Annotated in this window: 12 protein-coding genes; 10 read left to right on the forward strand and 2 right to left on the reverse strand. The window is 70.8% G+C overall.

Annotated features, from left to right (window positions below; genetic code table 11):
- Nucleotides 1–96 precede the first annotated feature (96 nt).
- Nucleotides 97–1,233 carry a glycosyltransferase family 2 protein gene (locus ABZV42_RS15865; protein ID WP_355976779.1) on the forward strand — a complete coding sequence of 379 codons (1,137 nt, stop codon included), beginning with the start codon at nucleotides 97–99 and terminating at the stop codon, nucleotides 1,231–1,233.
- Between the two features lie 89 nt (nucleotides 1,234–1,322).
- Here the strand turns inward: ABZV42_RS15865 and ABZV42_RS15870 are convergent, their stop codons facing one another.
- Nucleotides 1,323–2,723 carry a polysaccharide pyruvyl transferase family protein gene (locus ABZV42_RS15870; RefSeq protein WP_355976585.1) on the reverse strand — a complete coding sequence of 467 codons (1,401 nt, stop codon included), beginning with the start codon at nucleotides 2,721–2,723 and terminating at the stop codon, nucleotides 1,323–1,325.
- Nucleotides 2,724–2,979: 256 nt separating this feature from the next.
- On the opposite strand from ABZV42_RS15870, the gene proB reads away from it, so the two are divergent.
- From proB to ABZV42_RS15895, 5 genes are all read left to right on the forward strand, one after another.
- On the forward strand, nucleotides 2,980–4,086 hold the full coding sequence (gene proB, locus ABZV42_RS15875; RefSeq protein ID WP_356052388.1) for a glutamate 5-kinase: 1,107 nt from the start codon (nucleotides 2,980–2,982) through the stop codon (nucleotides 4,084–4,086).
- 304 nt (nucleotides 4,087–4,390) lie between these two features.
- Nucleotides 4,391–4,801, forward strand: a complete 411-nt coding sequence (locus ABZV42_RS15880) for a hypothetical protein (protein ID WP_355976773.1) — start codon at nucleotides 4,391–4,393, stop codon at nucleotides 4,799–4,801.
- A gap of 61 nt (nucleotides 4,802–4,862) precedes the next feature.
- Complete coding sequence (locus ABZV42_RS15885) at nucleotides 4,863–6,149, forward strand: glutamate-5-semialdehyde dehydrogenase (protein WP_356052259.1); 1,287 nt, start codon at nucleotides 4,863–4,865, stop codon at nucleotides 6,147–6,149.
- Nucleotides 6,150–6,384: 235 nt separating this feature from the next.
- Nucleotides 6,385–6,987 carry a hypothetical protein gene (locus tag ABZV42_RS15890; RefSeq protein WP_355976580.1) on the forward strand — a complete coding sequence of 201 codons (603 nt, stop codon included), beginning with the start codon at nucleotides 6,385–6,387 and terminating at the stop codon, nucleotides 6,985–6,987.
- A gap of 123 nt (nucleotides 6,988–7,110) precedes the next feature.
- On the forward strand, nucleotides 7,111–8,178 hold the full coding sequence (locus ABZV42_RS15895) for a hypothetical protein (RefSeq protein WP_355976577.1): 1,068 nt from the start codon (nucleotides 7,111–7,113) through the stop codon (nucleotides 8,176–8,178).
- 157 nt (nucleotides 8,179–8,335) lie between these two features.
- On the opposite strand, the gene ABZV42_RS15900 is transcribed toward ABZV42_RS15895, so the two are convergent.
- Entirely contained in the window at nucleotides 8,336–9,505 is a 1,170-nt protein-coding gene (locus ABZV42_RS15900; RefSeq protein ID WP_356052261.1) for a M48 family metallopeptidase, read from the reverse strand.
- 70 nt (nucleotides 9,506–9,575) lie between these two features.
- Here ABZV42_RS15900 and ABZV42_RS15905 point away from each other — a divergent pair, with 70 nt between their 5' ends.
- From ABZV42_RS15905 to ABZV42_RS15920, 4 genes are all read left to right on the forward strand, one after another.
- Nucleotides 9,576–9,767, forward strand: a complete 192-nt coding sequence (locus ABZV42_RS15905; protein WP_355976785.1) for a hypothetical protein — start codon at nucleotides 9,576–9,578, stop codon at nucleotides 9,765–9,767.
- A gap of 262 nt (nucleotides 9,768–10,029) precedes the next feature.
- Nucleotides 10,030–10,191, forward strand: a complete 162-nt coding sequence (locus ABZV42_RS15910) for a hypothetical protein (protein WP_037618764.1) — start codon at nucleotides 10,030–10,032, stop codon at nucleotides 10,189–10,191.
- A gap of 67 nt (nucleotides 10,192–10,258) precedes the next feature.
- Nucleotides 10,259–10,990, forward strand: a complete 732-nt coding sequence (nadD, locus tag ABZV42_RS15915; protein ID WP_355976572.1) for a nicotinate-nucleotide adenylyltransferase — start codon at nucleotides 10,259–10,261, stop codon at nucleotides 10,988–10,990.
- Nucleotides 10,991–11,007: 17 nt separating this feature from the next.
- Complete coding sequence (locus ABZV42_RS15920) at nucleotides 11,008–12,855, forward strand: LytR C-terminal domain-containing protein (RefSeq protein ID WP_356052263.1); 1,848 nt, start codon at nucleotides 11,008–11,010, stop codon at nucleotides 12,853–12,855.
- The last annotated feature ends 112 nt before the right edge of the window (nucleotides 12,856–12,967 follow it).

Raw genomic sequence — 12,967 nt, forward strand, 5'->3', positions numbered from 1 at the left:
AGGTGATAAGGGGGAAATGTTCTTGTGACACTTCCCGAGCAAGGGGGAAACGTGACGCAACCTGACGTGACCATCGTCATCGGGGCGTACGAAGCGATGCCGTACCTGGTCAAGTGCCTGGAATCCGTCGAGGACCAGACGATCGGACCGGAACGCATCGAGGTCATCGCCGTCGACGACGGGTCCACGGACGGCACGGGGGAGTATCTGGAGAAGTTCGCCGAGCGCGCGGCCATGTCCGTGACGGTGATCCGGCAGGCCAACTCGGGCGGCCCCAGCGGCCCGCGCAACGTCGGTCTCGGCAAGGCGCGGGGGCGCTACGTCTTCTTCCTGGACGCCGACGACTACTTCGGCCCCGAGGCCCTGGAGCGCATGGTCGCCATGGCCGACGAACAGGGCACGGACGTCGTGCTCGGCAAGGTCGTCGGGGTCAACAGGACGGCTCCGAGGACGATGTGGGGCAAGACCCTGCCCCGTACCGACGTCTTCTCGTCGAACATCAAGTTCACGCTCAGCGCGCAGAAGCTGTTCCGCCGTGACCTGCTCACCCGGCACGGGATGGTCTTCGACGAGTCGCTGAAGACCGGCGAGGACGCGCTGTTCACGATGGAGGCCTACCTGCGCGCCGACGGCGTCTCGGTGATCGCCGACCACGACTGCTACTACCTGGTCGGCCGCGACGACGGCAAGCACGTGACCAAGAGCGGCGGTTACAGCCTGCGCTTCGACTCGGCCCGCGCCCTGATGAACCTCATCGCCGAGTACGTGCCCGCCGGGCCGCGCCGCGACGGTCTGATGGTCCGGCCCTTCCTGATCACCCTGCTCCCGCAGTTCGGCCCGGGTCTGCTGAAGCAGGACGAGAAGGTGCGCGGTCACAAACTCGAACTGGCCAAGCCGCTGATGGACGCCTACTGGAACGAGGGCGTCGCCCGCCGCCTCAAGGTCCACGAGCGGCTGCGGCTGCATCTGGTGGCCCGCGGCCGGGGCGATCTCCTGCTGGACGTGGTGGAGTTCGTCAAGTCGAAGAAGGCCCCGGGGATAGTGCTGGAGTCGCGCGGACACAAGGTCTACCTCGCCTACCCGCACTTCCGCGAACAGAGCGCGGGTGTCCCGGACAGCTGCTACGTCCCGACGACGCGTGAAACGGTCACCATCGAGGGCTTCAAGCCCCGCCCCAAGCCGTTCCGGCGGCTGCGCCGGCTGGCCAGGCGGGTGCTCGGCCCCCGGCGCTGACACCGCGCCTCAGGATCTCCTCCCGGCGGCCGTCGGGCGGACCACCGTCAGGAGGGTCCACCGCGCCGCCGGGAGGGGCCCGCGCCGCGCTACTGGCGGCCCGACTGCAACGCCTTGCGCAGGGGCCGGCCCACCGCGCGCCGCGCCAGCCGGTAGACCGAGCGTCCGGGTGTTCCCGCCGGTCCCTGGGCGAGCCTCGCCGCCTTGGGCGACCGGGTCAGCTCCCGCTGCAACCGGACGTTCTCCGTGGACAGTTCGGTGATACGGCTCTGGAGGAAGCCGAAGCGGGTGGTGAGCGAGGCGATGTCGGCGTCGTTCCAGGGCCGGACACCGGGCGGGAAGGGCAGGGAACGGATGCGCTCCTCGTGGGCCGCGCCCCCGTCGCCGTGCGTGAAGGTGTTCTCCAGGCCGTTGCGGGTCAGGAACCCGGTGAAACGCTCGAAGCGCTCCCGGTGTCCGCGGGTCAGCGCGCCGAAGTCGGCCTCCTCGTACAGCCGGGCCGGATCGAGGTCCGCGGGCAGTTTCGTGATCGGCCGGTGCGGGATGCCGAAGTAGCGGCACAGCTCCAGCGTGCGGGAGTCGCCGCACAGCACCGTCGCGGGCGTGCCGGCGAGCAGCGCCGCGATGTTCCCGTGGATGCGGGAGCCGAACGAGTAGTCGAAGCCGCGCAGATCGTCGATCCAGGTGACCGGATCGATGTAGACGCGGACCTTGTCCTCACGGAACATCGGGTGGTCCGGATGCGTGGGCATCGAGGTCACGGCACTGTTCGGGTCCGACAGGTCGCGCCAGTGCAACTGCCGCGCGTCGCTGAGGTTCTGGCCGATGAAACGCAGATGCGGATAGCGCGCGTGGGCGTTGCGGACGACCGGGTCGAGACCCTGCGACCGCATCGCGGTGTGCGAGCCGTTGACCGCGATGCGGGACTCGGGCCCGAGCGAACCGGCCTTCTCGCGCACGTCGAGCCGGTCGCCGTACATGAACAGGGAGGGGCAGCCGATGACTTCCACGTCGTTGAAGCCCATGTCCCGCAGGTACTTCTCGGTGAACTCGCCGCGCACCCCGATGGACGCGCTGCGGTCGAGCACCGCCGAGACGAACTCCCGGACCGCGGGTTCGATCGGCTTCAGCCGCGCCGGGTCGTAATTCAGCCCGGTCTGCGCGCCGATGCCCGGGACGATCACCGGGATCCTCAACCTGCCGATGAGCCGCGTCAGTCGTCGCAGCTGCGCCTCGAACGAGGGCCGGAACGCGTTGGCCAGCGGGACGACGAACGCGTCGAACTCCTCGTTGATACGGCCCGCGGCGGCCACATCGGTGCGGATGCCGTTGGACACGACCTCGGTGCGCGGGGTCTCGAGAATCTTGTGCGCGGCGTCGCTGAAGATGAGGTTGCCCGAATTGGTGGCGAAGACGTCCTGGTGGAGGGCCTGTTCCACCGGAACGACGTCGTACGGACTCTTGCCCGATCTCAGCAGTATGCGCTTCACGGGGGGAACGGTAGATGACACAGTATTCAACTTAACTTTGCCCTGCCTTTAATTCCCATGAGGAACCCGTACAACCTTTTTCGCGTACACACCTTGTGATCACTCAACTACGCGGCGCCGTCCGTCTGCTGGACCGGCGGGCCGGCCGGCCTCCCCTTCGCGTAGATTGCGGGGCGGGGCACCCGGACCGACGCGAGGGGACACACCGCAGGTGGCAGCGGCAAGGCAGAGCGAGGCGCACGCCGACAGGGACGCCGTGGCGCGGGCCCACAGGATCATCGTCAAGGTGGGCTCCTCGTCGCTCACCACCGCCTCCGGCGGCCTCGACGCGGACCGGGTCGACGCCCTCGTGGACGTCCTCGCCAAAGCCCGTGACGGAGGCGCGAAGGAGATCGTCCTCGTCTCCTCCGGTGCCATCGCCGCCGGTCTGGCGCCGCTCGGGCTGCGCCGCCGGCCCAAGGACCTCGCCCGCCAGCAGGCGGCCGCGAGCGTCGGCCAGGGTCTGCTGATGGCCCGCTACACGGCCTCCTTCGCCCGCTACGGCATCCGCGTCGGACAGGTGCTCCTCACCTCCGACGACACCAGCCGGCGCGCCCACCACCGCAACGCCTCGCGCACCCTGGACAAGCTCCTCGCGATGGGCGCCCTGCCGGTTGTCAACGAGAACGACACGGTGGCCACCGACGAGATCCGCTTCGGCGACAACGACCGTCTCGCCGCCCTCGTCGCCCATCTCGTACGCGCCGACCTGCTGATCCTGCTCTCGGACGTGGACGGGGTCTACGACGGAGACCCCAGCAGGCCCGGCACCTCGCGGATCGCGCACGTGCGTGAGCCCGCCGACCTCGCCGGCGTCGACATCGGCAGCGCGGGCAAGGCGGGCGTCGGAACCGGCGGCATGGTCACCAAGGTCGAAGCGGCCAGGATCGCCGCCGCGGCCGGCATCCCGGTGGTGCTGACCAGCGCGGTCCATGCCGCCGACGCCTTCGCGGGCCGGGACACCGGCACCTTCTTCCACGCCACCGGCAAGCGGTCGGCCGACCGCCTGCTGTGGCTCCAGCACGCCTCCACACCGCAGGGCGCCCTCACCCTGGACGACGGAGCCGTGCGCGCGGTCGTCGAGCGGCGCACCTCGCTGCTGCCCGCCGGCATCGCGGGCGTCGAGGGCGAGTTCACCGCGGGTGACCCGGTCGAACTGCGCGACGGCACGGGCCGGGCCGTCGCCCGCGGGCTGGTGAACTTCGACGCCAAGGAGATCCCCCAGCTGATCGGCCGCTCCACCCGCGAGCTGGCCCGCGAGCTGGGCCCCGCGTACGAGCGCGAGGTCGTGCACCGCGACGACCTCGTCCTGCTGAACCCGTAGGACCCGCGCCCGGTCCCACGTCCCGGGCCGCCGGTGGATGTCACGGTGGCCCCATCCGCCCGCCGCCGGTTCCGGTGTCCCGGGCGCACCGCCGAGACGGCTGTCCGGTACACCCGTAAACGGCCGAATCCGCCGCCCCCAGCGGTGGACGTTCCGTAAAACCGCCACACGGCGGCTTCTCACCTGCTCAACTTTGTGGCAGGGAGAGTCCGGGATTCGGTACGACCATCGGGTAAAGGAGGCCGTCGTGAGACGAGTACGCCCTGGGGCGGCGACGTCCCGCGGTGGCCCCGCCTCCCGTGCGATGGGCGAGGAGCGGGCCCTGACCAGCGTCGCGGCCGGCGACACCTACGAGGGCGAGCAGCCGGCCGACCAGCCCCGGCTGTGGCACGTCACGCTGAGCGTGTCCGGCGGCGAGGCCCCGCTGACCGAGGTACGGCGCGGTCTCGAACAGCTCGCCCACGACCACCCCTTCCTCCTGACCAGCAGGTACGCCAACGACCACGCGGAGATCCGCTACTGGGAGGAGGCCCGCGACCTGCACGACGCGGCGGCCGTCGCGCTGCGCCTGTGGGGCGAGCACCGCCAGACCGCCAAACTCCCGCCCTGGGAGATCGTCGGCCTGGAGGTCATCGACCGCGAGACGTACCACCAGCGGATCGCCGAGGGCTACGGACCGCTGCCCGCCACACCGGTGGGAGTTCACCCCTTTTGAGCCTGTCTCGCCGAATGGGACAAGCACGGAACAGGCCCGCCGGGCGCACTACCCTTCCCCCATGACCACGCTCTCGCCGTACGACTCCATGTCCCCGGTGGCCCAGGCCGCCTATCGCGCGAAGTCCGCCGCCGCCGACCTGGCGCCTCTGCCGCGGGCCGAGAAGGACGACGCGCTGCTCGCGATCGCGGACGCGCTGGAAGTCCGTACGAGCGAAATCGTCGCCGCCAACGCCAGGGACATCGCCAAGGCCCACGAGGCCGGGACCAGCGAGAGCGTCATCGACCGGCTCACGCTCACCCCCGAGCGCGTGCGCGCCATCGCCTCCGACGTCCGTGACGTTGTGGCGCTGCCCGACCCGGTCGGCGAGGTCGTCCGCGGCTCGACCCTCCCGAACGGCATCGACCTGCGCCAGGTCCGCGTCCCCCTCGGCGTCGTCGGCATCATCTATGAGGCCCGCCCGAACGTCACCGTCGACGCGGCCGCCCTGTGCCTGAAGTCCGGCAACGCGGTCCTGCTGCGCGGCTCGTCCTCCGCCTACGAGTCGAACACGGCCCTCGTGCGGGTCCTGCGCGACGCCGTGGGCGGTGCCGGGCTGCCCGCCGACGCCATCCAGCTCGTGCCCGGCGAGGGCCGCGAATCGGTCCGTGAGCTGATGCGCGCCCGCGGCCTGGTCGACGTCCTCATCCCGCGCGGCGGCGCGTCTTTGATCCGTACCGTCGTCCAGGAGTCCATCGTCCCGGTCATCGAGACCGGCACCGGGAACTGCCATGTGTACGTCGACGCCCAGGCGGACCTCGACATGGCCGTCGACATCCTGATCAACTCCAAGGCTCAGCGCCCCAGCGTCTGCAACTCGGCCGAGACCCTCCTGGTCCACCAGGACATCGCCGCGGAGTTCCTGCCCCGCGCCCTGGACGCCCTCGCGGACGCCGGGGTCACCGTGCACGCCGACGAGCGCGTCCTCGCCTACGCCAAGGGCTCCAAGGCCACCGTCGTGGAGGCCACGGCGGAGGACTGGGACACGGAGTACCTGTCCTACGACATCGCTGCGGGTGTCGTGGACTCGCTCGACAAGGCCGTGTCGCACATCCGGCTGTGGAGTTCCGGCCACACCGAGGCCATCGTCACCACCTCGCAGCAGGCCGCCCGCCGCTTCACCCAGCTGGTCGACTCCACGACCGTCGCCGTCAACGCCTCGACCCGCTTCACCGACGGCGGCCAGTTCGGCTTCGGCGCCGAGATCGGCATCTCCACGCAGAAGCTTCACGCGCGCGGCCCGATGGGACTGCCGGAGCTGACGAGCACCAAGTACATCGTCACGGGCGACGGCCACATCCGCCGCTGAGACACCGGCGGGGGCGCGGGGCGGCCCCGCACGCCCTCGAACCCGGAAGCGCGCCCGTACGGGCGCCCTGGGGCGTGCCTGGGGGTGCGCCGGGCGTGCGGGCGGCGCGGTGCGTGGGCGCCGGGGCGCGCGGCGGACGGTTCACGGCCCGCGGTCCACTCGGGCGCGGTCTCCTCGGGCAGACGAATTTCCGTACCGTCTGCCCAAATTGACCCCTCAGGTCTACTCTGGATGCGTGCCGGAGGACGTGGGGGGCACGCCGTTCCCTGACGGCTGGGAGCCCGACGACGACCACGACCGCGGGGGCGCGGACGAAGAGTTCGCCTCCGTGGTCTTCGACGAGGACTTCGTACGGGCGGCGGCGTTCCATGAACCGACCGCCGTCGAGAGGCTGCTCGCGGCCGCCCAGGCCCGCGCCGAGGCGTCGGAGGCCGAGGCGCGCCGGGCGCACGCCCGAGGCGCCCGCGGCGACGACGAACGCTACGAGGACGGCTTCGGTCCCGACTTCGCCCACGATCCCGACCTGGACGACCCGGACGACTCCGAGGTCCTGGAGGGCCGCGACGGCTTCCCCGGAACGTACGGCAGGCCCCACGGCAAGCAGATCCGCTGGCACCGTCCGGTGGCCTGGATCCTCGCTCTCGTCATGGGCATCGGCATGGTCGCCCTCGCCTTCACGGCGGTCTACCGAGGCGCTTCCTCCGGCAGCCAGGGCCAGGTCCCCTCACCCGCCTCCTCCGGCCTCGAACAGGGCCAGGAGAAGGTCACCGGCCCGGGTCCCTCCACCTCCGCGACCCTTTCCCGGCCGGCGGTGTCGGCGGTGCCGCGAACACCCTGACGCCGGTCTTCCCGCCGAGGCGCCTGCATTCGTCGCACAGCGTGACCGTCCTGGTGCGAACCTGTCAGAACTTGTCGCGCACCACAGCGTTTACCTGAGCCCCCGGAGACCTACTCTGAATGTATGGGCGGGACTGGAGACCCACCTGAGGGGACACCCGAGGGTGCTCCCGCCGGTGGCGAGGACGAGTACCGATCCGTCGTCTTCGACGAGTCGTTCGTCCGCGCTGCCCGCCTCCAGGAGTTCTCGGCCCAGGAACGGATGGCCGACCACAGCCCGGCCGTACGCCGGCGCCCGCCGCTGCAACGCGGACTGTCCCGGCAGGCCCTGATCCTCGTCCTGCTGATAGCCATGGCCTTCGGCACCGCGATCTACATGGGCGTGCGCCACCCGTACCCGACCACCGTCACCCAGCCGGCCGAGCCGCTGCGGATGACGGTGATCCCGCTCGCTCCGCAGACCGCCGTCCCCGGCACCAGCAGCACCGACCAGCTGTACAGCGACAGCCCCGCCGCCCAGTTCCGCATCGGTGCCGACGGCATCACGATGCCCGCCGTGCGGCGCACCGCGCACTTCTCCGACAGCCAGGTCGTCACCGCCCTGACCACCGCCAAGGACTACCTCGTCGAGTCGTCCCTCGACCCGAGCGTCCTGACCGGAGGCGCCACCCGGCCCGTACGGATCCTGCTCGACCCGCGGCAGCTCGACCAGTTCGACCAGAGCCTCGACCACCCGGCCGCCGACGGACGGCACGCCTCGACCGGCTGGCTGATCCGCTTCGACGCGGCCCGCACGCAGCTCGCCGACAAGGGGATCCGGGTGCAGGGCACGCTCCAGGCCGCCGAGTCCGACGCGAATACCCTGGAGGTCGTCGCCGACCACACCTTCGTCTACGCGCTCAAGCCGACGGGTGCGAACGCCCGGGCCAAGGCCTCCCTGTTCACCGTCCGGCGCGAGCTGACCTTCCGCTTCGACCGCGACGACCTGCGCCTGCACCAGGCCGAACTGGTCGTGTCCTACGTCCAGGCCGGCCCGCTCGCCTGCTCCGACGACTCGGTGAGCCGGCTGCGACCGCTGCTCGCGGGTGAGACGGCCAAGGCGGGCGGTCCGGCCGGCACCGACCCGTACGCCACCGGCAGCGCCACCGCCGTGTGCGGTTCGCTGGCCCGGAGCGCGCAGCCGAAGGTGTAGCCGGACCGCCGACGGGCGCCGGCTGGCCGCCCGCCGTCGGTCCAAGGCGGTGCTGTGCGGCGGTTTCGGCCGATCCCGGGAGTGCTTGTCCGGGAGTTCTCAGCCGGCGCCGCCCGGCGGTTCGACCGGTTCCGGACGGCACCACCTCGCTGGGCGATCAGTCCCGGCCGTCGGTGTCCTCGTCACCGGAGCGGTCCTCACGCGGCGCCTGCCCGGTGCCGGTGTCGGTGGCGGTGCCCCCGGCATCCGCGCCCGCCGTGTCGGCCGCGCCGTCCTTGGGCGTGCCGGCCGCGAAGCCGCCGAAGCCACGCCGTACCCGGCCCCCGAGGTCGCCCGCGCCGCCCGCGATGTCGCTGACCAGCTTCATGAGCGGGTCCTTCGAGTTCTTCACGTCGCTCGCGTAGCTGGCCGCCGACTGCCGGAAGGAGTCCGACACCGAGGTGTCCTTGTCCGCGTCGCGCCGCGGGTAGTGGCCGTCCATGATCCGCTGGTAGTCGCGGGACTCGGACCACTTCTTCAGCTCGGCCGCGCGGACCGCGGTGAAGGGGTGCGTGCGCGGCAGCACGTTCAGGATCTTGAGCACGGAGTCCCGCAGGTCGCCCGCCGACTCGTACTCCTCCGCCTGCGCCAGGAACGCGTCCACGTTCATCTCGTGCAGATGATTACCGCCCGCGATCTTCATCAGGCCGCGCATCGAGGCCCGCAGATCCTGGCCGACCAGGAGACCGGCACGGTCCGCGGACAGCTCCGACTTGCGGAACCACTCGCGCAGCGCGGTCACGATCGCCATGATCGCGAGGTTCCCCAGCGGGATCCAGGCGACCCGGACCGCGAGGTTGGTGAGGAACAGCAGGATCGTGCGGTAGACGGCGTGACCGGACAGCGCGTGGCCGACCTCGTGGCCGACGACCGCCCGCATCTCCTCCTCGTCCAGCAGCTCGACGAGTCCGGTCGTCACCACGATGATCGGATCGTCCAGCCCGATGCACATCGCGTTCGGCTGCGGGTCCTGGTTCACGTACATCGGCGGGACCTTCTCGAGGTCCAGGATGTAACAGGCGTCCCGCAGCATCTCGTTGAGGTGCGCGAACTGGGCGTCCGAGACTCGCACCGAGTCGGACAGGAAGAGGAGCCGCAGGCTGCGCTCGGGCAGCAGACCGCTCAGTGCCTTGAAGACCGTGTCGAAGCCGCTGAGCTTGCGCAGGGCCACCAGGGCCGAGCGGTCCGCCGGGTGTTCGTAGGCCCGCGAGGAGATCCCCTCGAAGCGCCTGCGCTGCCTGCTCGGCACCTTCTCGTGCCCGTTCCGCCCGTGGTCGTCGTCGGACATGTGTTCCCCCATGTGCGTCTGAGTGCCCTATGTGCCCCCAAGGCAGTGTCCAGCCTAGGCGGAGATACCGTTGACGGGCAGTACAGAGAAGGAGTCGTACGACATGGAGCACATCCCCGCAGCCGCGTGGTTCACGGAAGCCGCAGCGGCGGCAGACAAGCAGGGTCCGGGCAATCTGCTCCGCGTCGTGCTGATCGTCATGGTCATCGGCGTGGTCCTGGCAGCCTGGTTCCTGCTGCGCGGGTACAAGCGCGACGACTGACGGCCGACGGGCAGCGGCGGGAGCGCAAACGGGTCCGGCCGGCGGCCGAGGGCCGGAGTGCCAACGGGGTCGGCGGGCGGCTGACGCCTCGAGTACCAATGGGGTCGGCAGGCCTGACCGCCTGAGCGCCGTACCCAACGGCGGAGTCGGCGTGTTCGTGGCGTAGGCGCCCGCATACGATGGGCCGACATCTTCATCCCACCCTCCCCACCTCTCGATTCCGGTCGAGCGGGGGGACCCTCATCGGATAGGTCCTGCCGAGATGAGCTTCCAGCACACCGCCGCACAGTTGGCCACCGTCGTCGCCGAGGGCGAGAACGGCGGCAACCACGAGAGCCTCAGCCCGTACCTGACCGGCGGCGGGGCCCTGTTCATCCTGCTTCTGCTGCTGTGGATCACCACGCGCTTCAACCGCGACCGCTGAGCCCGCGGGCCCGCTCGGGGCCCCTGTCTGCCGGAGCCCGTCGGCCGGGCCGGTAGGGTCTGCACGCATGGGAGAGCAGGACATGCCTACCGGTCCGGCGAGTGACACGGACAGCGGCGCCGCAGGCGCCGCCTCGGGCGGCCCGAGTGGAACGGCCGGCGGTGGCTCGAAGCGCCCGGCGGCCGGTCCGGGAGGCGGCCCCTCGAATCAGGGCAAGCGCCGGCTCGGCGTCATGGGCGGCACCTTCGACCCGATCCACCACGGGCACCTGGTCGCGGCCAGCGAGGTCGTCGCGCAGTTCCACCTCGACGAGGTGGTGTTCGTGCCGACCGGGCAGCCGTGGCAGAAGAGCGACCGCACGGTCACCCCGGCCGAGGACCGCTACCTGATGACGGTCATCGCGACCGCCGAGAACCCCCAGTTCTCGGTGAGCCGGATCGACATCGACCGCGGCGGCCCGACCTACACGACGGACACCCTGCGCGACCTGCGCGCGCTCAACCCCGACGCGGACCTCTTCTTCATCACCGGTGCGGACGCACTGGGCCAGATCCTCACCTGGCGCTACACGGAAGAACTGTTCTCCCTCGCGCACTTCATCGGGGTCACCCGGCCCGGTCACACCCTGACCGACCCGGGACTACCGGAGGGCGGTGTCTCGCTGGTCGAGGTTCCCGCGCTCGCCATCTCGTCCACAGACTGCCGTGCGAGAGTCGCCAAGGGCGACCCCGTCTGGTATCTGGTTCCGGACGGTGTGGTGCGCTACATCGACAAGCGTGAGCTGTACCGCGGCCAGTGAGCCGAGAGGGGCACCCGGTGAACGACCGATACGACGGATACGCGGGCGGCGACCAGCAGTACGAACTCGTCGGCTACGACGAGTACGGGCAGCCGGTGTACCGGCCGGTCCCGCAGCAGCCCGCCCAGGGGTACGACGGTTACGACGCCCGGCAGCAGCAGGGCTACGGCTACGACCCCTACGCGACGGGCCGTCAGGAACCCGTCCAGCCCTACGACACGGGCCGCCAGCCGCCTGTGTCGTCCTATGACACCGGTCAGCACGAAACGGTGTCGCCCTATGACACCGGTCGGCAGGAGACCGTGTCGCCCTATGACACCGGCCGTCAGTCGCCTGTGTCGCCCTACGACACAGGTCAGCAGCCGTCCGTCTCCTCGTACGACTCCTTCGACCCGTTCGGCACCGGTGCGCCCCGGGGCGGCGGGACCGGCGCCACGCAGGCGCCGTACGACGCCTACGGGCGGAGCGCCGACACTGCGGGCGCCGCGAGCACCGGCCGGCAGCCCCGGGTCGCCGAGCAGACCGCCCGCATCCCGCAGCAGGCCGGGCCGGCGGAGGACGACGCGCCCAGGAGCGACCGCGACTACGGCACCGAGCAGTTCGCCTTCGTCGAGGACCAGGAGGCCGAGTCCGAGGATGTCATCGACTGGCTGAAGTTCACCGAGAACCGCACCGAGCGCCGCGAGGAGGCCAAGCGCCGCGCCCGCAGCCGGATCGTCGCCCTGGTCGTGGTCGCGGCCCTGGTCGTGGCCGGTGGCGCGGGATACCTCTGGTACTCGGGCAGGCTGCCCGGTACCGCCTCGGCCGCCAAGCCGGGCACCTCGACGCCCGTCGCCGCGCAGAAGCGCGACGTGATCGTCGTCCATCTGCACAACACGAAGGGCGGCGGCACCTCCACCGCCCTGCTCGTGGACAACACCACCACCCAGCGCGGCACCACCGTCCTGCTGCCCAACTCCCTCGCCCTGACGGACGACGACGGCTCGACGACGACGCTCGCCAAGTCCGTCGACAACGACGGCTCCTCCGGTACGCGGGACGCGCTCGACACCGTGCTGGGCACCAACATCCAGGGCACCTGGCGGCTCGACACCCCCTACCTGAACAACCTCGTCGAACTCGTCGGCAACATCGAGGTCACCACCGATACCGACGTGCCGGACCCCGCCTCCAAGAAGAAGGGCGACCCCCCGCTCGTCAAGAAGGGCGCGGACCAGACCCTCAGCGGCAAGACGGCCGTGGCCTACGCCACCTACCGGGCCGCGGGCGAGGCCCAGAACGCGCAGCTGGAGCGGTTCGGACAGGTCATGCAGGGGGTCATGCGCAAGCTGTCCTCGGACAAGCAGGCCGCGACCACCACCGTGCAGACCCTGGCCCAGATCCTCGACCCGTCCCTGACCGACCAGGACCTCGGCGCCTTCCTCGCCAAGCTCGCCGACCTCGCCAAGGGCGGCGACTACAAGACCGCGCTGCTGCCCGTGCAGCAGGACGGCACCCTGAACGCCAACACCTCCAGCGGTGTCATCAAGGACGTCCTGGGCGGCACGGCGAAGAGCCCCGACGCCGGCTCCGCGGTCCGTGTCGGCATCGAGAACGCCACCGGCGTGAAGGCGGCCACCGGGCAGGCCCGTGTCGTCCTGGTCAACGGCGGCTACACGTTCCTGGACTCCGGTTCCTCCTCCACCGTCCAGAGCGTGTCCCGGATCACCTACGGAGACGCCGCCAGGAAGGCGGACGCCGTCGAGGTCGCCAAGACCCTGGGGCTGCCCACCAGCAGCGTGAAGAAGGGCAAGGCCACCGGCAACGCGGACGTGTCCGTCGTCCTCGGCCAGGACTACAAGATCACCAGCGGCTCGAAGGGGTGACCCTCGGGTGACCGGCATCACGCCCCGGGGGAGAGCCCCGGGGCGTGGCCGGAGAAACGCGTGGGGTGTCCTCGGCGGTCCGTGAGACCCTTGACTCGTAACCGACCGCCGA

The sequence above is a fragment of the Streptomyces sp. NPDC005281 genome (assembly GCF_040607495.1).
Taxonomy (GTDB): Bacteria; Actinomycetota; Actinomycetes; order Streptomycetales; family Streptomycetaceae; genus Streptomyces.

Coding starts and splice junctions, on each gene's coding strand:
- ABZV42_RS15865 (WP_355976779.1), top strand. CDS start 97: ATGCCGTACCTGGTCAAGTGCCTGGAATCCGTCGAGGACCAGACGATC.
- ABZV42_RS15880 (WP_355976773.1), top strand. CDS start 4,391: ATGGGCGAGGAGCGGGCCCTGACCAGCGTCGCGGCCGGCGACACCTAC.
- ABZV42_RS15885 (WP_356052259.1), top strand. CDS start 4,863: ATGACCACGCTCTCGCCGTACGACTCCATGTCCCCGGTGGCCCAGGCC.
- ABZV42_RS15895 (WP_355976577.1), top strand. CDS start 7,111: ATGGGCGGGACTGGAGACCCACCTGAGGGGACACCCGAGGGTGCTCCC.
- ABZV42_RS15900 (WP_356052261.1), bottom strand. CDS start 9,505: ATGTCCGACGACGACCACGGGCGGAACGGGCACGAGAAGGTGCCGAGC.
- ABZV42_RS15910 (WP_037618764.1), top strand. CDS start 10,030: ATGAGCTTCCAGCACACCGCCGCACAGTTGGCCACCGTCGTCGCCGAG.
- nadD (WP_355976572.1), top strand. CDS start 10,259: ATGGGAGAGCAGGACATGCCTACCGGTCCGGCGAGTGACACGGACAGC.